18 protein-coding genes are annotated in these 18,333 nt (G+C 67.1%); 7 read left to right on the forward strand and 11 right to left on the reverse strand.

What is annotated here, in order from left to right; translation table 11 throughout:
• Positions 1-5: 5 nt before the first annotated feature.
• Together ACL9RL_RS00480 and ACL9RL_RS00485 are read left to right on the forward strand one after the other, a co-directional pair.
• Positions 6-953, forward strand: a complete 948-nt coding sequence (locus tag ACL9RL_RS00480) for an alpha/beta hydrolase (RefSeq protein WP_422778243.1) — start codon at positions 6-8, stop codon at positions 951-953.
• Between the two features lie 51 nt (positions 954-1,004).
• Entirely contained in the window at positions 1,005-2,291 is a 1,287-nt protein-coding gene (locus ACL9RL_RS00485; protein ID WP_422778244.1) for an SDR family NAD(P)-dependent oxidoreductase, read from the forward strand.
• On the opposite strand, the gene ACL9RL_RS00490 is transcribed toward ACL9RL_RS00485, so the two are convergent.
• From ACL9RL_RS00490 to ACL9RL_RS00525, 8 genes are all read right to left on the reverse strand, one after another.
• Positions 2,288-3,277 carry a nucleoside hydrolase gene (locus ACL9RL_RS00490; protein ID WP_422778245.1) on the reverse strand — a complete coding sequence of 330 codons (990 nt, stop codon included), beginning with the start codon at positions 3,275-3,277 and terminating at the stop codon, positions 2,288-2,290. The two genes, ACL9RL_RS00485 and ACL9RL_RS00490, sit on opposite strands and share 4 nt — an antisense overlap.
• Before the next feature lies 1 nt (position 3,278).
• Positions 3,279-4,247, reverse strand: coding sequence for a nucleoside hydrolase (locus ACL9RL_RS00495; protein WP_422778687.1), 969 nt, complete (start codon positions 4,245-4,247; stop codon positions 3,279-3,281).
• Entirely contained in the window at positions 4,129-5,106 is a 978-nt protein-coding gene (locus tag ACL9RL_RS00500; RefSeq protein WP_422778246.1) for an energy-coupling factor ABC transporter ATP-binding protein, read from the reverse strand. Before ACL9RL_RS00500 ends, ACL9RL_RS00495 begins: the two co-directional genes overlap by 119 nt.
• Positions 5,103-5,954 (reverse strand): energy-coupling factor ABC transporter ATP-binding protein, encoded by an 852-nt coding sequence (locus ACL9RL_RS00505; protein WP_422778247.1) that lies wholly within the window; start codon positions 5,952-5,954, stop codon positions 5,103-5,105. Before ACL9RL_RS00505 ends, ACL9RL_RS00500 begins: the two co-directional genes overlap by 4 nt.
• On the reverse strand, positions 5,945-6,781 hold the full coding sequence (locus ACL9RL_RS00510) for an energy-coupling factor transporter transmembrane component T (protein ID WP_422778248.1): 837 nt from the start codon (positions 6,779-6,781) through the stop codon (positions 5,945-5,947). The genes ACL9RL_RS00505 and ACL9RL_RS00510 overlap by 10 nt, the downstream gene beginning before the upstream one ends.
• Complete coding sequence (locus ACL9RL_RS00515) at positions 6,778-7,437, reverse strand: hypothetical protein (RefSeq protein ID WP_422778249.1); 660 nt, start codon at positions 7,435-7,437, stop codon at positions 6,778-6,780. The genes ACL9RL_RS00510 and ACL9RL_RS00515 overlap by 4 nt, the downstream gene beginning before the upstream one ends.
• Before the next feature lie 53 nt (positions 7,438-7,490).
• Positions 7,491-8,510, reverse strand: coding sequence for a ribokinase (locus ACL9RL_RS00520; protein ID WP_422778250.1), 1,020 nt, complete (start codon positions 8,508-8,510; stop codon positions 7,491-7,493).
• A 153-nt stretch (positions 8,511-8,663) separates the two neighbouring features.
• Positions 8,664-9,611, reverse strand: coding sequence for a LacI family DNA-binding transcriptional regulator (locus ACL9RL_RS00525; RefSeq protein ID WP_422778251.1), 948 nt, complete (start codon positions 9,609-9,611; stop codon positions 8,664-8,666).
• Positions 9,612-9,928: 317 nt separating this feature from the next.
• On the opposite strand from ACL9RL_RS00525, the gene ACL9RL_RS00530 reads away from it, so the two are divergent.
• Entirely contained in the window at positions 9,929-11,125 is a 1,197-nt protein-coding gene (locus tag ACL9RL_RS00530) for a Gfo/Idh/MocA family protein (RefSeq protein WP_422778252.1), read from the forward strand.
• Between the two features lie 57 nt (positions 11,126-11,182).
• The gene (locus ACL9RL_RS00535; RefSeq protein WP_422778253.1) at positions 11,183-12,214 is read left to right on the forward strand and encodes a LacI family DNA-binding transcriptional regulator; all 1,032 of its coding nucleotides are present in this window, start codon (positions 11,183-11,185) and stop codon (positions 12,212-12,214) included.
• A 29-nt stretch (positions 12,215-12,243) separates the two neighbouring features.
• Here ACL9RL_RS00535 and ACL9RL_RS00540 read toward each other — a convergent pair whose 3' ends face one another.
• The 3 genes from ACL9RL_RS00540 to ACL9RL_RS00550 all read right to left on the reverse strand — a co-directional run bounded on the left by ACL9RL_RS00540 (position 12,244) and on the right by ACL9RL_RS00550 (position 14,370).
• Positions 12,244-13,512, reverse strand: a complete 1,269-nt coding sequence (locus ACL9RL_RS00540) for a type II toxin-antitoxin system HipA family toxin (protein ID WP_422778254.1) — start codon at positions 13,510-13,512, stop codon at positions 12,244-12,246.
• Positions 13,509-13,805, reverse strand: a complete 297-nt coding sequence (locus ACL9RL_RS00545; RefSeq protein ID WP_422778255.1) for a helix-turn-helix domain-containing protein — start codon at positions 13,803-13,805, stop codon at positions 13,509-13,511. Before ACL9RL_RS00545 ends, ACL9RL_RS00540 begins: the two co-directional genes overlap by 4 nt.
• Positions 13,806-13,926: 121 nt before the next feature.
• Positions 13,927-14,370: an acetyltransferase gene (locus ACL9RL_RS00550; protein WP_422778256.1), complete on the reverse strand. Its 444-nt coding sequence runs from the start codon at positions 14,368-14,370 to the stop codon at positions 13,927-13,929.
• A gap of 166 nt (positions 14,371-14,536) precedes the next feature.
• On the opposite strand from ACL9RL_RS00550, the gene ACL9RL_RS00555 reads away from it, so the two are divergent.
• Genes ACL9RL_RS00555 through ACL9RL_RS00565 form a run of 3 tightly spaced genes read left to right on the forward strand, consistent with a single transcriptional unit; the run spans position 14,537 to position 18,329 of the window.
• Complete coding sequence (locus ACL9RL_RS00555) at positions 14,537-15,373, forward strand: hypothetical protein (protein WP_422778257.1); 837 nt, start codon at positions 14,537-14,539, stop codon at positions 15,371-15,373.
• Positions 15,370-16,683: an adenosylhomocysteinase gene (locus tag ACL9RL_RS00560; protein WP_422778258.1), complete on the forward strand. Its 1,314-nt coding sequence runs from the start codon at positions 15,370-15,372 to the stop codon at positions 16,681-16,683. The genes ACL9RL_RS00555 and ACL9RL_RS00560 overlap by 4 nt, the downstream gene beginning before the upstream one ends.
• Positions 16,680-18,329 carry an ABC transporter ATP-binding protein gene (locus ACL9RL_RS00565; protein WP_422778259.1) on the forward strand — a complete coding sequence of 550 codons (1,650 nt, stop codon included), beginning with the start codon at positions 16,680-16,682 and terminating at the stop codon, positions 18,327-18,329. The genes ACL9RL_RS00560 and ACL9RL_RS00565 overlap by 4 nt, the downstream gene beginning before the upstream one ends.
• Positions 18,330-18,333: the final 4 nt, after the last annotated feature.

The raw sequence follows: 18,333 nt of genomic DNA on the forward strand, positions 1-18,333 counted from the left end.
GATCCGTGGCCACGTATGACCCGATGATCGACCCGGCGGCGGCCAGGCAGGCGCACCGGATGCAGGCGCTCTTCCCGCTGATGCGGGTGCTGTTCGTCAACTCTCCGCAGCTGCGATTCGCGACCAAGAAGATCGCGAAACCGACGCGGATCACCATCCCGACCCGGCACGGCGACATCGGGGCACTGGTGTACTCGCCGACGGCCCGCGACATCGAAGCGCAGTTGGCTGCCGGCCATCGTCCGCCCGTGCATCTCATCACCCACGGTGGCGGTTTCATCCTGCGCACCCCGAAGCAGGAGGACAACGTCGCGCAGTATCTCGCATCGGAGGTGGGCTGCTTCGTCGTGATCCCCGATTACGACGCCGCGCCGCAGGTCCGATTCCCGGTCGAGGAAGAGGAGAGTTACGACGCCTTCCGGTGGATCCACGCGCATGGCGGCGAGTTCGGCTGGGACCAGGACCGGATCACCGTGGGGGGTGCGAGTGCCGGCGGGAAGCTCGCTCTCAACGTCGCGCTGATGGCCATCGATGACGGTCACTACGTCCCGCTCGCCGTCTCCAGCGAGTACGGCGCGTCGGACATGAGCATCCCCGACGAGCAGCGCACCTCGACGAAGAAGAACCCGATCGTCGGACGGGGCCTGATGACGCTCATCCGCAAGACGTACTTCCTCGGCGCCGATCTCACCGACCCGCTCGCCTCGCCGGCGCTCCATCCCCGGCTCGCGGAACTGCCGCCGACGCTCATCGAGACCGCGGAGCTCGACACGCTCAAGCACGAGTCCAATGCGCTCGCCGCGGAGCCGGTCCGTCGTGGCGTCGACGTGACCCACCGCGAGTTCGCAGGCGTCGACCACGCATTCACTCACGCCAAGCCGGTGGAGGTCGCCCGAGAGGCGATCACGATGATCGGCGATCACCTCAGGAAGGCTTTCGCGAGCGCCCTCTGAGGCGATCGCGTGAGCAGCACCACCCATCAACGCACAGAAGGAATTGCTCTTATGAATGACAAGGTTTGGTTCATCACCGGCACCTCGCGCGGTCTCGGCCGTCGGATCGCGCAGGCAGCACTGACCCGAGGCGACGCCGTCGCGGCGACCGCCCGTGACACGGCGAGCCTCGCCGATCTCGTCGCGGCCTACCCGGATCGGGTGCTCGCCCTCCGGCTGGATGTGACGGATGACGCCCAGGTCGAGGCCGCGGTCGAGGCGACCCTGGCGCGCTTCGGGCAGGTGGACGTTGTGGTGAACAACGCCGGTTACGCAGACCTCGCTGCGATCGAGGACACAACACCCGATGCCTTCCGCGCCCAGATCGACACCAATCTGATGGGCACGGTCTCGGTCTCGCGGGCCGTCCTACCGGCACTGCGCGCGCAGGGTTCCGGCCGGATCATCAACGTCTCGTCGGTCGGATCGCGTCTGGCCACCCCTGGCCTTGGCGCGTACCAGACGGCGAAATGGGCGGTCAGCGGCTTTACGGAGGCACTGGCGGCCGAGGTCGCTCCGCTCGGCATCGCCGTCACGGCCATCGAACCTGGCGGGATGCCGACCGACTGGGCCGGGAGCTCGATGAACGTTCCAGAGGTCTCCGCGCCGTACGCGGCGACTGTCGGTGTCATCCGCGACGTCCTCGCCAGCGGCGCGATCACCCCGTTGGCCGACCTGGGGAGGGTCGCGGAGGCGGTGCTGACGGTCGCCGATCTGGTCGATCCGCCCATTCGGCTGCTGCTCGGATCCGACGCGATCGTCAACGCACACGGCTACTCGGAGCGGCTCGCGGCCAGCGATGCGCGCTGGCGGGAACTCACCCGCTCCACCGACCGTGACGACGCGACCGACGCCGACCGCGACCCGCTTGGATCGATGAACGCCGCTCCAGAGGCCGTCGTCCGCCGATTCATCGACGAGGTCATCAACGGTGGGAACGGCGACGCCATCGGGGAGACCTGGGCCGAAGATCTGCGGTGGCACGGCGGAAGCCTCGGCGACATCGAAGGGCTCGACGGCTACCGGGCGTTCGCGGCGGCCAATGCGTCGGATGCGTTCACCGGCATGCATCTGGACATCAAGGAACTCCTCACCGTCGGGAACAAGGTCGTCGTCCGCTTCACCAACAGCGGGACGCAGACCGGGCCGTTTATGGGGGCGGCGCCCAGCGGCGTCCACGCGGAATGGCTCGGCATCGCGATCTACACCGTCACCGACGGGAAGATCAGCGAGGGCTGGTTCGGTGAGGACATCCTCGGCATGCTGCTGCAGATCGGTGCGGTGCAGCTCCCGGGCTAGGACGGGTCGATCGTCGGTACCGAATCCGCCGGTGCGAGCTGGAGCGTTGTGAGGCGTTCCACGAGCACCGGCGCGAACGGTGCGTCGACGGCGAGGACGATCGTTGCGGCGCGACGACCGGACGCTTCCCCGGCACCTGTCCGCAGGTCCGCGACGGTCCGACCGCGTTCACCCTCGTCGGTGCGTACGAGCACCGGCACGGCAAAGCTCTTGGTCACGGCGCTCTCGCCATCGAGGATCGCTGCGGCGAGCGGGTCGTGGAGGATCGCGACGCGCCTGCCGTACACGGTCGCGTAGAAATCGAAGTACGTGTCCATCATCTGCCCGATCACGCGTGCCGGGAAGGAGGGCGAGTCCAGCAACTGGCGAAGGTGGTGCTCTTCGAACCGATGCCCGGTCGTGACGTCCAGTGGCACGACGGTGATGTCCCACGCCGCGGCGAACACGGCGTCGGCAGCTTCGGGATCGTTGTGGATGTTGGCCTCGGCGTGAGCCGTGACGTTCCCCGGAGCGAGGAACGCTCCGCCCATGATGACGACGTCCTTCACCAGCGTTGCGATGTCGGGATCCAACTGCAATGCGAGCGCGAGGTTCGTCAGCGGGCCGATCGCCAGGACACGGAGCTCGTGTGCGTGACGGTGTGCCAGCTCCACCAGGAGTTCCGCAGCGCTGAGATCTGCCACGGCGCGGGCACTGTGCGGCAGCTGGACCCCGCCGATGCCGTTCGTCCCGTGGACCTCTGGAGCTCCGCCGTGGTACGGACGGGTGAGGAAGTCGCGCTGCCCGACGGCGACGGGGGTGTGGTCGTCGCCCAGCACGGACAAGAGGTCGAGCGTGTTCTGCGCCCCTTGCGCGGCGTCGATGTTGCCGGAGACGATGCCCACGCCGGCGAGATGCACGTCGGGGCGGCTCGTGAGGTAGCCGATCGCGAGGGCATCGTCGATCCCGGTGTCGCAATCGAGATAGATCGTGGAGTGGTTGGTCATGTCAGTGCTCTTTCCGGAGTCGTCGTGCTAGGTCGGCGGTGGTGCGGATGAAGGTGGTGGTGAATCGGGATGCGTCGAAGTCGGTGACGACCCGGGCATTGGGCGAGCCGCCCCACAGGTGCTTGAAATCGGCGACGGTCTGACCGCGGGTGAGCGTGCCGTCCAGTTCGATGTCGATTCGTGTGGCTGTCAGGGTCGCGAGATCCAAGTCGACCGCGAGGGCTGCCGCGGCTGGATCGTGCAGGAACGCCCTGTACCCGTCGCCCTCGGCGAGGTGGCCTTCGAAGTAGTACCGTGCCGCATCCACGATCGCGCGGATGAGCGGATCGTTGATGGTGGACGTGATGCCGTGTTCGTCCGAGGGGCTGAGCGTGTCGACGGGCTCGCTTCCCGCCAGGCGCTGCAACGATTCCACATCCAGCGGTGTCAGCGAGATGCGCTCGGTGACGTTGAGCCCCACCCAGATCGGCCAGTCGCCCGGAAGCCCGGCCGAGGCGTCGGCCACGATCTTCGCAGCCTCGGGATCCACAGCGATGTTCCATTCGGCTGTGGGGGTCGTGTTCCCCTGGTGATGGAACGAGCCCCCCATGATGACGAGGCGTTTCAGCAGGTGCAGCAGACGCGGTTCGACCTGCAACGCGTACGCGATGTTGGTGAGCGGTCCCGTCGCGATGCCGATGACCTCGCCTGGGCGGGCTCGGACGGTCTCGACCCACAGTTCCACCGCTGACCGCTCCGAAAGCAGGCGGGTGCTCGTCGGAAGCACGGCGTATCCGAGACCGCTCGCACCGTGGGACACGGTCTCCTCTCGCAGCGGTTCCTGCAGCGGCCGGTCCGCTCCCGCGCACACCTCAATGCCGGTTGCGCTGCACAGATCGAGCCATGCCATGGTGTTCTCCACAACACGTGCGAGGGACACGTTGCCGGCCACGCAGCTGACACCGAGGATGTCGACGTCGTCGGTGGACAGGAGGTGGGTCAATGCCAGTGCGTCGTCGACGCCGGTGTCGACGTCCATTAGGACAGGGATGCGATTCATGCCAGCTCCCGGGCGATCTCGGTGAGCGAGAGTGCGCCGGAGACGCCGCCGAGGTCGCGGAGCAGTTGCGCAGCCTCCGGGCGGCGAAGCCGTGCGGTCGTGAGCGTCGCGTCGGAGGAGAAGACGTCTGGGCGGAGCCGTCCATCACCAGCCGGCGGTTGGCCATCACGACGACCCGGGGGAAGGCATCGGCGACGAAGCGCATGTCATGCGTGATGGTGATGACGCCGACGCCCGAATCCGAGAGTTCGCGGACGAGGTCCACAAGACGCTCGGTGCCGATCGCATCGAGGCCCGCCGTCGGTTCGTCGAGAATGACGTAGTCGCAATCGTTGACGATGACCGTGGCGATGGCGACGAACTTCTTGATCGCGAACGGCAGATCGCTCGGGTTCACGTCGAGGTACTCCTCGATCCCGGTCAACTCGACGGCGCGGCCGAGCTTGGCGCTCGTCTTCTCCTCGTTCCACTTGAAGTAGCGGGGCATGTACTCGAGCTCGTCCTCGACGGTCGACGCGAAGATCTGATCGTCGGGATTCTGGAACACGTACCCGACGGTTCGGGCGGTCATCGCCGTGGTCTGGTCCGCCGTCGATACTCCATTCACCACGACCCGGCCTTCGGTCGGAGTGAGCAGGCCGTTCATGAGCTTGGCGAGCGTGGTCTTGCCCGCTCCGTTCTGACCGACGACGGCGACGCGTTCTCCGGCCCCGAAGCTCAGGCTGACGTCTTCGAGTGCGGTGGTGCCGTCCGGATACCTGAAAACGACGTTCTGGACATCGATGCTCATCGTTGGGCCTTTCGTTCTGTCAGCGACCGGGCGGCTTCCTCTCGGGTGAGCGGCAGCCCAGGAAGGCGTCGCCCCGTCTGCTCGAGGAGGAGGGCGAGTTCGGTCACCTCTGGTCGGGGGACGCCCCAGCCGGGCAGCTCCGGGGAGGTGAGGATCTCTCGTGCCGGACCGACCGCTCTGAGGCGCCCGTCCTGCAGGACGATGATCTCGTCGGCGTAGCGGGCGAGGAGATCGATCTTGTGCTCGGCGAGCAGCACCGTCTTCCCACGCGCTTTCAATCCGTCGATGATGGAGAAGATGGCGTCGGAGGACTCCGGGTCCAGCTGGGATGTCGGCTCGTCGATGACGATGACGTCGGGATCCATCACCAGCACCGAGGCGAAGGCAACCTTCTGCCGTTGCCCGCCGGACAGTTGATTCGGGTCCTTCCCGATCAACTGCTCGATGCCGACGGTGCGGACCACGTCGGCGACGGCGGCGATGATCTCCTCCACGGGCCGGCCGAGGTTTTCCATCCCCATGCCGATCTCTTCGAAGACCGTGTCCTTCACCCCGGAGATCTGGGTGAATGGGTTCTGGAACACGTAGCCGATCCGCACCGACAGATCGCCGGCGCTCCACTCGTCGAGACGCTGTCCCAACACCGTCACCTCGCCATCCAGATCTCCTCCGTGGAAGGTGGGGATCAATCCGCGGATCAGGGCGCACAGGGTGCTCTTGCCGCTCGCGTTCGCTCCGACGACTCCGTAGAGGATTCCGGGGCGGATGGTGAGGTCGACGTCCACGAGTGAGGGTTCGTCTGCGCTGTCGTAGGTGAACGTGACGTGTTCGAGTGCGGCTACCACCATGAGGAGACCTTTCCGACGAGGACGACGACGATCGCGAGTGCGGCGATCGAGATGAGGGCGATGTCGCCGAAACGCATCGGCCGGAGCCGTCTGAGATGTGTGTGCTTCGCCGTCGCGTTGAACGCCCGCGCGTCCAGAGCCACCGCGCGCTCCTCGGTGGAGGCGATCGCGGTCAGGAACACGGGTGCGAGCACCGGAAGGAATGCGCGCATCCTGGTGATCGGACCGCCCTGCGTCTCCACTCCGCGTGCGCGCTGGGCATCCATCACGACCCTGGAGCTCTGGGCGAGGTCGGTGATGGCCTGGAACGAGGCGAGGACGACGTAGGTGGCGCGAGGGGTCATCCCGGCCTGCTCGAGCGCGAGCAGCAGATCGGTCATCGGCATCGCCGTGAACATCAGCACGACCGCTCCACAGACGGCCATGACCGTCAGTGAGAAGTCGAGCCCGGCTGCGATGCTCTCCGCGGTGACCTTGATCGCAACGAATTGGAACAGCACGTGCGTCCCAGGAGCGAACGCCGCTCGGGTGAGGAACAACAGCACCCCGACGAAGGCGACGATCTTCAGCCAGGTGGACAGGTAGCCGCGGGCGACCCCCGCGAGGGCGGCGATGACGAAGAGCACGGTGCTGACGACGAGGGCCGACTCCCAGGTGCCGAGCACGCCGGCGACGACTGCTGCTGCCGTGAGTACAGCGAGGAAGGCGATCGGATCGGTGTTCTTGACCGGATTTCCACGATCGACCGTGGCGCGGAAGCGGGCGGCCAATTCGTCGAAGTTCGCGGTCTGCCCTGAGGCGCTTCCGTGCGAGTTCAGCAGAGTCATGGCGCTGTCGTCTCGGTGGCGGTGGCAGTTGTCCGCTTCGGTCGGCGGCCGGTGCGCAGGTAGATCGAACCCAGCGGGAGTTTGGTGAGCAGCCTGGTTGGGAGTCGTTTGAGGAGCAGGTAGACGATGATGACCGTGACGATCTTGTCGAGGAAGTCGATCGGGACGTAAGCGATGAAGTTGGCGACGGGGACGGACAAGCCGGTCGCGGCGAGGGCGGCGACGATGAGGTCCGCGCCCCCTGAACCGCCGAGGCCGCCGTAGACCCAGATCGTGATCAGTGCACCCAGCCACCCGCCGACGATCGACAGCGGGACGGCGGCGAGCACGGTCTTCCAGAAGGACCTGAACCAGCCCCACCGCGAGAACTGGCCGGCGAGCAGGCCGAAGATGATCGAGAGTGTCGCGTAGGGCACGAGGGTCGGGATGGTGATGGCGTTGATCAGGTTGGAGATCAGACCGACGATGGCGCCGGGGATGCTGCCGCAGAGGGCTCCGACGAGGATGGTGCCGATGGAGTCCAGATAGACGGGGAGTTTCGTCAATGACGCGATCTGTCCGCCGACGAAGTTCAAGGCGATGCCGATGGGGATCATGAAGATCGTCAGGCGCCCATAGCCCTTCAGGAACGTCGCGAATCTGGTCGGTTGGGTCATGTGCTTACTCCTTCGTAAGGGTCGTGGTGGAACGGTTGGGTGGTGCGACGGCGTCAGACGACTGCCGACGATGGCTGGAGCAGGATGCGGTCGGGCATCCTGTCCAAGATGGGGCGGAGCTGTTCGCGGGTCGCGTAGGAATCGGTTGTGCCTTTGCCCGAGACGGCGAACGTTCCCGCGGCGATGCCGTGGGTGACCGCTGCGGTGAGCGTCGCTCCGCCGGCGAGTTCCGCGCACAGCGCTCCGACGAACGCATCGCCGGCGCCCGTCGTATCGATCACGCTGTCCGTGTGTGGTGACGGCTGATACCAGTGGGTCTCGCCATCCGATGCGACTGCGCCTTCTGCGCCGAGGGTGATGACCACGGACCGTGCGACGGCTGTGCCGAGCAGTGCGGCGATCTGTCCCGCACCGTGGATGTTCTCGATGCGCGAGAGGTCGTCGGTGCCGAGCCTGTCTGCGAGCTCCGAGGCTTCCGTGCGGTTGAGGATCAGCGGATCAGCGGCGGCGAGTGCGTCACGGCTCACATGGATGAGCGGAGCGAGGTTCAGGACGAATCTGAGTCCGGAGGTTTCGCAGACTCGCGAGAACTCCTCGATCGCGGCGGCTGGGAGCTCGCCTTGGGTCAACCCGATCATCGCGCGAGCGGAGCCGTCGCCCAGAGCGGACCGCACCTGGTCGGTGACGTCGTCACGCGCGATGATCGCGTTGGCGCCGGGGATGACGACGATGGAGTTCTCGCCGACGGCGTCCACCGTGATGAATGCGCGACCGGTCTGGACGTCAGCCCTGGTCGCCAGGGCGCGGACGTCGACGTCGAACTCGTGGAAGGAGTCGACCGCGCGACGACCGGCGACGTCATCGCCGACCGTCCCGACGAAGCGGACCGTCGCGCTCAGCTTGGCGGCCGCGATCGCCTGGTTCGCCCCTTTGCCCCCGAGGGTGGCGCGGTGTCCTTCGCCGAGCACCGTTTCTCCGGGCGCAGGAAGCCTGCGAACGTAGGCGGTTTCATCCTGATTCACGGATCCCAGAACCAAGAGCGGTGCGCCTGCGGCCATGTCGTGCATCTCCATCGATCGGTTGTCTAAACGAATAGATTTTGGACTCTACTCGATTAGATCGCACAAAGGCAAGCCTCGGATGTTTCGATTCGGAGGGCGATCCGACGCGCGCCGTCGCCTGCCGTCACTCAGCGCTGCGCGAGGTTGCCTGCCGTTGCAGTGACGTCAGGCGCAGCCGCAGCTGCGCCGGATGACGAGGCGCGCCGGGATCATTTCTGGGTGGGCGTTCCCGAGGAGCGCCTGCACTGCCGCCTGGGCCATCGGTCGCGTCGGCTGTTCCATCACCGTCAGAGCAGGGGCGGTGAACCGGGTGATGGGCGAGCCGTCCAGGCTGATGAGCGCGAGGTCGTCGGGGATGCGGATGCCGCGCTCGTGGGCCGCGGCGAGGATGCCGATGGCCTGTTCGTCGGTCGCGACGAGCAGTGCGCTCGGCAACGACGAACCCGCTGCCAACCCGTTGCCGAGCGCCCAAGCCGACTCGAACGAGTAGGCGCTGCGGAACGGCTCGGCGCCGTCGCCGCGAAGGGCTCGCCAGGCTGCGGCGCGCAGCCCGACGGGCCCCGCGTCCTGTGGGCCGCCGACGAAGCCGATGTCGGAATGTCCGTGTGAGAGGAGATGCTCGTATGCGATGCGGACGGCTTTGTCGTCATCCGCCGATACCGTCGGCGCCAGGCCCGGCGGCGCATTGAAGACGTAGACGACATCGCTGCTGGCGTCCCCGGTGGCGATGAATTCGGACGAGACGGAGATGATGCCGTCGACCTGTACCGCCCGGAACGCTGCAATGACGTCCTCCTCGTGAGCGCTTTCGGTCTCGGAGTTGGAGAAGAGCGTGAGCTTCCCGACGCGCTGCAACTCGGATTCGACATCCTTTGCGAGGGCGGAGAAATACGGAGACGTGGCGTCCGGGAAGACCACTCCGACGAGGCCGGTGCGGGAGGTCCGGAGCGCCTTCGCGATGCGATTCGGCAGGTAGCCGAGGTCCTTGGCCGCCTCCAGCACCCGGAGTCGTGTGGCGGCGGCGACCGGGCGTGGCCCGTTGTTCAACACGTAGCTGACGACCGCCGTGGACGTGTTCGCACGTGCTGCCACATCACGAGCCGTCACTGCCATGGGTCAACCCTATCGATCGGCGTGAACAAAACCTCCACGTGAAGCGCCGGGGCGATGATCGTCGACGCAACAGCTTCACGTCGGAGCCGCAGCAGTCGCCCGATCGCGCGCCGAGAGTCGACGAGGTCACATGGCTCATCCGTGCGGCCGGCTGGCCTTTCAGCACGCAAGTTACTCGCGTAGATTGCGCGCCACATTGTTCCACAATGCGCCTCAAGAACAAGCATCTGCAATGAGTTGACACGCGTAGATTCTCTCTGTCAGGCTACCCGTGGCACGTGAGCACTTCGGCGGCGTGGAGAGGAAGGAAATTCGGTATGACGTTCTCAGTGGGCATGGTTGGCGCTGGTCAATTCGCAGGCCAGTTCGCGACGCTGTTCAACCATCACCCGGACGTCTCCGCGGTGTATGTCACGGACACGATCGCCGAGCGCGCGACGGAGCTCGCCACCTCGGCCGGGCTGGCCGGGACGATGGACAGCTTCGAGGAGATGCTCGCGTCGCCCGTCGACGCGGTCGCCATCTTCACCCAGCGGTGGACGCACGGACCGCTCGTCGTCAAGGCGCTGCGCGCGGGCAAGCACGTCTACTCGGCCGTGCCGATGGCCATCTCCGTCGAGGAGATCGCGGCGATCATCGACGCCGTTCGGGAGACCGGGCTCACGTACATGATGGGGGAGACGAGCTACTACAACCCTGCGACCGTGTTCGCCAGGGAGAAGCTCGCGGCTGGCGCCTTCGGTCGGCTGTTCTACGCGGAGGGCGACTACGTCCACGACATGGACCTCGGCTTCTACGACGCCTACCGCTACAGCGGTGGCGAGAACTGGAAGTCCACGGCGAGCTACCCGCCGCTGCTGTACCCGACGCACTCCATCGGCGGCGTTCTCGGAGCCTGGCCGACGCACGCGACCGCCGTGTCCGCCATCGGTGTCGTCGACGACCGCGGCGATGGGGTCTTCGACCGTTCGGTGAGCCAGTTCGACAACGACTTCTCGAACTCGACCGCGCTGTTCGAGCTCGCGGCGGGCGGGTCGATGCGCATCAACGAATTCCGGCGCGTCGGCTTCCCCTCGCACCGCCGTGAGTCGCGGTTCCGCTGGTTCGGCACCGACGGCACCTTCGAGCAGATGACGACGGCGTCGTTCTGGCAGACGCGAGACGGCGTCGACGATGTCTCCGAGCAGATCGACACCCACCCGTCGTTGGATGCTGACGACCCGTCGCTCGCGCACGTGTCACCGGCGCTGCGTGACGCGTTCGTGTCCGGATACGCGCCGATCCACGACCGGACGCGCATCCCGGCCGAACTGCAGGGCCTGCACAACGGACACGAGGGGAGCCACCACTTCCTCGTCGACGACTTCGTGCGCGCCGTCACCACCGGCTCGCTGCCGCCGGTCAACGCATGGACCGCTGCGCGCTTCACCCTGCCGGGAGTCATCGCCCACGAATCCGCGCGTCGCGGCGGCGAGCGGCTGTCCATCCCGGACATGGGCGAGCCGACCGTTTAGCCCGGCGTCGACGACCTGCTGAGCGGGCGACGGCTCTCGCGCTACCATCGGAACACGATGAGCGAGACTGCGAAACCCCGAAAGGTGACTCGCGCCGACGTCGCCCGCTACAGCTCCGTGAGCACCGCGGTCGTGAGCTACGTGCTCAACAACGGCCCGAAGGCCGTGTCCGAGAAGACTCGTGAGCGCGTCCTCGAGGCGGTTCGGGTGCTCGGGTATCGGCCCAATGCTGCTGCGCGTGCACTGTCGAAGGGGTCGACCGACACCTTCGGGATGATCGTCGTCGACAGTCGGAGTCCGTTCTTCGCACAGTTGTGCCACTCGCTGGATCGGGCGACGCTGCGCTGGGAGCGTTCGCTCCTCATCGTCAACTCGGATCGCCAGCGGGTGCCGCTGGCGAATCAGATCGCCGATCTCGCCGCCCGACAGATCAGCGGGTTGATCATCGCGGACCTGCTGGCTCCGGCGGAGCAGGCGGCCGTCGACCTCCTGGACATCCCAGTGGTGCTCATGAACCAGTACGGCGGTTCGGCGACGACGCCTGGGATCGGGGTGGATCTGCGCAGCGGTGCGCGTCGAGCTGTCGAGCACCTCATCTCCCACGGGTACGCCGATATCGCGTTCGCCGGCGGAGAGTTCGGTGCTGACCAGCGTGAGCAGGGTTGGGCGGATGCGCTGAGTGCGGCCGGCCTGCCGCTCGGCGCCCGCTTCCTCACCCCCTTCTCCTATGGCGGTGGGTTCGCGGTGGGTGAGGGGTTCTCGGAGGAGGCCTCACGTCCGCGGGCGATCTTCGCTGCGTCGGATCAGATCGCGATCGGAATCCTGGCGGCGGTGCATCGGCTCGGATTGCGTGTGCCCGATGATCTGGCGATCGTCTCGTTCGACGGCACCACGGAGGGGGCGTACGCGTGGCCTCCGCTGACCACGATCGCCCAGCCGGTCACGGCCATGGCGGACGAGGCGATCCGTCAGCTCGCGAGCGGTGACCTGGCTCCCGGTCTCACGACCTTCGAAACCGAGCTGTTCATCGGCGGTTCCTGCGGGTGTCCGGCGAGTGCCTGGACGCCGATCCAGCTCGTCGCGGACTGATCCCGCGGTCATTGTCCGGTCGGGACCGCTCACCTCGCGGCGGTGGAGCGCAGGATGTTGATTCCCGTGTCGAACGACTGCTCGAACTGCGTGAGCTCTGACGCAGGGACACCGTTCTTGCTGGCGACAGCTCTCCAGTCGGCGAGGGCATCCGCGATGTGCGTGAGGGTGGCCCTCGCCTGAGCCGCGTCGAGTCGGCAGACGCGCGCGAGCGCGAGGAGCCCGTCTCCTTCGTCCTCTGCCGTATCGGCGCCGGCGATCAGTGTTTGGCGCACCCCCTGATCCGGGTTCGGGTTGACGTCGAATGCCGGGCTGAGCGTCCACCCGGTTCGACCGCGCAAGAGCCCGTGGTTTCGCAGGTGGTCGTCGGTGTTGTTGAGTCCGACGTTGACGGCGACGCGTTGGAACAGCTGGAGGAGATCGGCGCGGGGCCGGGTGCTGACTTCTTCGAGACGTTCTGCGATGTCGACATAGTCGCCCGTGTCGCCGTCGTGTTGTTCGAGGAGTGTCATCGTGCTCATGTATCCAACGCGGCGAGTGTCCGGTGAACCTACGGGGGTGCTTCCTCGGTCAAAACGGTCGAGGAGCAGGAGATGTCGGCCTGCGATCTTGATCAGACGGTGGGTGGCTGTTGTCGCGCCCGCTGCGGTGGCGAGGTCGAGCGCGGTCGCCTCCCACGCCATGACGTCCCACCTGTCCTCGGGATGCGGAAATTTCGCGATGAGCTGTCGGCCGTCATCGCCGAGCACGGCAGCTTTCGGACGTGCCCCGCCCAGTGAACCGGTTCCGGCATCGAGCAGTGTCTTCACCGCTTCGTAGTCGTTGTCATCGCGAGCGGCGACATCGGCTGCGTGGAGGAGCTCGGGAAGCTGCACGAGTATCGGTACGACGTGCCCTGCATCGACGAACGGAGATGAGGGGTCTGGGCGGAACCTCAGCGCTCCCTGGCGAGTGATGTCGCTGACGCTCGCGAGAAAATCAACATCATCGAGATCTTGGGGGCGGCGTGATTCCGTCCGGGCGACAGCGCGCTCACGCTTCTTGATCAGATTGCGGCCCCACCGGTCTGGAGCAGAATCAGCGAACGCTCCCGGTAGGCCGGAGGTGTACTGGGTGCCCGATACCAGTTGGAGTGCAGGGTCCACGGGATACGCGAGCGGGTGCGCCATGAAGGTCATGTCGTACTGGAACGTCGTCGAGGTGAGCGCACCCCGGCTGCGATGGAACTGTGCGTTGCCGACGAAAAGCGTCTCGCCATCGAGGTCGACGTGGACTTCCAAGCTTTCGTGGTGGTTCATCGCACGCGCTTGCGGTTCAGGAGGCCTGCGCGAGCACGTCCGAGGTCGGTGTTGAGCGGCTCCAGTGCGTCAGTCAGGGTGTCGAGTATTCCGAGGGCGCGCGCGACGCGCAACACGGCCGAGAAGCTCACCGACGGGTCGCCGTGTTCGAGTTTGCGGAGGGTATCCCGAGTGATGTCTGCGCGCTCGGCGACCTGCGCTGCGGTCAACCCGAGGATCTTTCGCCAACCGGCGAAGTCCTCGCCGATGGTCGCTGCGGCAACGCGTACTTTGGGGTTCAGATCGAGCGTCATGGCCATCCTTTCGTCCGGTATATGGACGAGTTTAGTCGCCATTATCGGACATAGGGACGTTTTTGTTTGTCTTTAGAGGAGACTTGAAGCGGAGATTTCGGTGCTGCCGGTTGCGTCAGGATCAGTTGAGGCGCAGGTGGAGCAGTGGGTACGGGCGCCCGGCTTCATCGGTCTCACTCCGGCCGACGATCTCGAACCCGTGGTGGAGGTAGAAGCCGGCAGCCGACTCGTTCTGTTCGTTGACGTCGACCGTGGTCACGCCGTGTTCTCGTGTCGCCTGGGTCAGGAGTGCGGTGCCGATCCCGCCGCCGCGTTCAGAGGCGTCGACGAAGAGCATCTCCAGGTTGCCGTCGAGGACCCCCGAGAATCCGACCGGCCGACCCCCGCGTTCGGCGACGGACAGGGTGACGGCGGGGAAGTAATCCGATTGCAGGTGCGCTTCGATCTCGTCGCGGTCGTGTTCCGCGAGGAAGTCGTGTGTCGCATCGACCGCGTTCCGCCAGATCGTCGCGAGTGCGGGGTACTCGGCGGTCCCGAACGACTGGCGGATGGTTGTCTCTGGCATGTCCGGAACTCCTCAAGCGTGCTGACAACCCGTCAGTTTAGTGAGACGCACACGCCCTGCGTAACGGCCAGTAATACTGCGGCGGGGGCTGCACTGAATTGTGATAATCAGTCCACTGGAATCGATCCAGGTGGTCTGGCGTGGGTGGACGCGGAAAGTGGGCGTGATGAGTGGTGGACCGGTGTCCGCCGTCGGTACGCGCTTCTTCCCGGTGACGCAGCGCGTCGTCCGCAGAGCAGCATCGACCGGCGCCCTGCACGGGACGACCGTGGCCGTGGCCGATCCGGTCCTGGCCGCCGCGCTCGCCGATGCGTTGGAGCGGCTCGACGCCCACATCGACGGCGAGGCGATCGGTGGGCCGTTGGCCGACCTCGACGAGGTGCGTTCCGCCATCGCCGGCTCGGCATCGATTGCGGCGGCAGAAGCATCGGCGTGGACCGAGGTGATGCTGCGACACTTCGCACGCCGCACGAACCTGCTGCTCGCGAGCACCGAAACGCTCGTCGTCGGGGCTGGATCCGTCGCCGCCCGCCTGCAATCCGCGCTCGTCCTGATCGGAGCCAGATCCACCAGGATCGACGGCTTCCCGGCGGACGGGATCGGCCACGGCACGGCGGTCGTCTTCGCCACGGGTGAAGGGCACGAGGCAGTCGCTCCGGCATCCGTGATCCCGGATGCCCCGCATCCTCTGATCCTCGTCGATGCTGCACGGACCGGCTCTGCCGTCGACCGGACCGCCTTCGCCACCGGTGAGCCGGTTCCGGCACGGGAGGGGATCGACGGGTTCCGGCACGGACGCGAGGTGTTCCTCCTCGACCAGCCGGATCGGGCGGACCGGACCCTCGTGAACACCACTACGGATCTGACGACGGCGTTCGCCCTCGCAGCGCTCGTCGCGTGGGCCTCGCAGCCGTCTTCGCCGTCACCCGACCCGGCGGCGTCGGACACCACGAGCGCATTCGCCGAAGCGGAACGCGTCCTCGCCGAGGAGCTGGCCCGATGAGCGACATCGCCCGCCCCGAGCTGTGGCGCGAAGGCCAGGAGAAGATCGAGTGGGCCTCGCGCTTTATGCCGATCACGCGCACCCTCGGCGAAGAGCTGCGAGCAAGCGGCAGCGTCCGTGGCAAACGCATCGGCCTCGTCCTGGTGTTGGAGCCGAAGACCGCGAACCTCGCCCTCGCTCTGGCCCGCGCCGGGGCAGACGTCGCCGTGATGTGCGACGCGTCGAGCGCCAGGGACGATACGGCCGCTGCACTCGACCACGCCGGGATCGCCGTGTTCGCCCGTGAGGACGCATCGGCCGAGACGGACCATCGATTCGCCCTCGACCTGCTGGACCTCCGACCGGACATCCTCGTGGACGACGGCTCCTCGGTCACCCGCCTCGCGCACAGCGAGCGACCCGGGGTGCTGGAGACGATGATCGGCGCTACCGAGGAGACCACAAGCGGTCTGCGCCCGCTTCGGGTGATGGAGCGCACAGGCGACCTCCGGATCCCCGTGCTCGCCGCGAACGACGCCCGCTGCAAGACCCTCTTCGACAACGGCTACGGGACGGGTCAGTCCACCCTGTTCACGATGCTCGACGTCCTGGGGGCTCCGCTCGGCGGTCGCAGCGTCGTCGTCGCCGGCTTCGGTTACGTCGGCCGCGGTGTCGCACGGCACGCCCTCGCACTCGGCGCACGTGTGACGATCGCCGAGGTCGACCCGGTGAAGGCACTTGAGGCGAGGTTCGCCAGCTACTCGGTCGAACCGTTGGCGCGGGCAGCACGGCACGCGGATCTGCTGATCTCGGCGACCGGGATCGCGCACACCATCGACGTCGAACACCTGCTCGCGCTACCCGACGGGGCCGCGGTCGCCGTCTCAGGAGGCGTCGACCAGGAGATCGCGATCGACGCCGTCATCGCCGCCGGGGCGCGGCGACGCACGGTCGCGCCGGACCTGGAGCAGTTCGAGCTGCCGAACGGCCGCAGCATCCTCGTCCTCGACGACGGCGGCTGCATCAACTGCACCGTCGGCGAGGGCAACCCGATCGAGATCATGGACCTGTCCTTCGGGGTGCAGACGGCCGCGATCGACTTCCTCGCTCGCGAGGGTTCGACCCTCGCACACGCGGTGCACCTGCTGCCCGCGAGCGTCGACGACCGGGTGGCGCGCGTGAAGCTGGACCACTTCGGCTCGCGCGTCGATGACGCCAGCGAGGCGCAGCTCCGGTTCCTGTCCGAGGGACAACCAGCCGCAGCAGGACAACCGGCCGCAGCGGGACATCCAGCGGCAGCGGGACAACCGGCTGCAGAGGCACAGCCGTGAACGCGATCATCGAGCTGATCGACGTCGGCGTCACCTACCGCAACGCCGAGGCGCCCTCCCTGAGCGGGGCGTCCCTCAGCATCGCGCCGGGGGAGATCGTGCTCGTCGCCGGCCCGTCCGGCTGCGGCAAGAGCACCCTCCTGCGCGTGATCAACGGCCTCGTCCCGCGGGCCTACCGCGCGGACCTCAGCGGCACGGTGCTGATCGACGGCGCGGATTCGACCGGGCTCAGCATCCGGGAGATCTCGGAGACCGTCGGCACCCTCCTCCAGGATCCGATGAAGCAGGTCGTCGGCACGACCGTGCTCGCCGAGCTCGCGTTCGGTCTGGAGAACCGGGGCGTCGCACCGGACGAGATCCGTCGGCGTGCCGAGGAGATCGCGGTGCGGCTCGGTATCGACCACCTGCTGTCGAGCTCGACGCACGAACTCTCCGGCGGCCAACTGCAACTCGTCGCGTTCGCCGGCATCCTCATCCTCGAACCGCGGGTCGTTGTGGTGGACGAGCCGCTCGCCAATCTCGATCCGGATGCCGCCCACCGCCTGCTGAGCGCCGTGCACGAGTACGTGCGCGGCGGTGGCGCGGCCATCGTGGTCGAGCACCGGGTGGATGAGATCGTCGCGTTCGAACCGGACCGGGTGCTCTACCTCGAGGAGGGCGCCGTCGCGTTCGAGGGCGGCCTCACCGGGTTCCTCGATGCCGCATCACCGGCCACGATCAAGCTGCCGTTCCAGACGCTCGTCGACAAGCACCAGACACTGCCGGAGCACGCCGACCGGGGTCGGCGCAGGCAAACGGATGCCGCCGCATCGCGTGATGACGAGCCCAGGCTCTCCTTCCGCGGCGCCGACCTCGGCTACGACGACACCACGATCCTGCGGGGCGTCGATCTGGACCTCGCGAGGGGCGAACGAGTCGCCGTGCTCGGCCGCAACGGAGCCGGCAAGTCGACGTTGCTGCGCGCAGCCGTCGGCCTGGTCGAGGCGACCGCAGGGTCCGTCACACTCGACGGTCGGACGGTCGGCGACCTCAGCGCGAAGGAACTCGTCGCCATCTGCGGCTACCTGTTCCAGAACCCGGGCCAGGCGCTGTTCAGCAACACGGTCCGCGCCGAGCTCGAATTCGGACCCAGGAACCTCGGCAAGTCGGCCGAGGAGTCCGCCGCGATCGCGCTCGATGCGCTCGCCGCGGTGGCGCTCGACGAGCTGCCCGGGATCCTGGAACGCTCACCGCGCACCCTCTCCTTCGGACAGCAGCGACGCCTCGCCGTCGCGCTCGCGCTGACGCTCGGACCAACGACGCTCATCCTCGACGAGCCGACCGCCGGCCAGGACCTGCGCTCGTCGAGCCACTTCCTGGATGCGATCTGGGGCATCGACGGTATCGACAGCGTCTACTTCATCACCCACGACACCGATCTGGCGCTGGAACGCGCGGACCGCATCGTCGTCGTCGACGACGGGCGGATCGCCGCCGACGGCACCCCGGCCGAGATCGTGCACACCACGGGGCTCTGGACGGATCTCCTGCGGGAGACGGAGTACGTGCGAGCGCTCCGCTCGACGGTCGGGGTCGGTGATGAGGTGCCGTCCGTGTTCGACCTGGCCCGCGTCATCGGCTCGACCGCCGGCACACCAGCGCCCTGATCCG

Source organism: Plantibacter sp. Mn2098 (genome assembly GCF_049319745.1).
Taxonomy (GTDB): domain Bacteria; phylum Actinomycetota; class Actinomycetes; order Actinomycetales; family Microbacteriaceae; genus Plantibacter.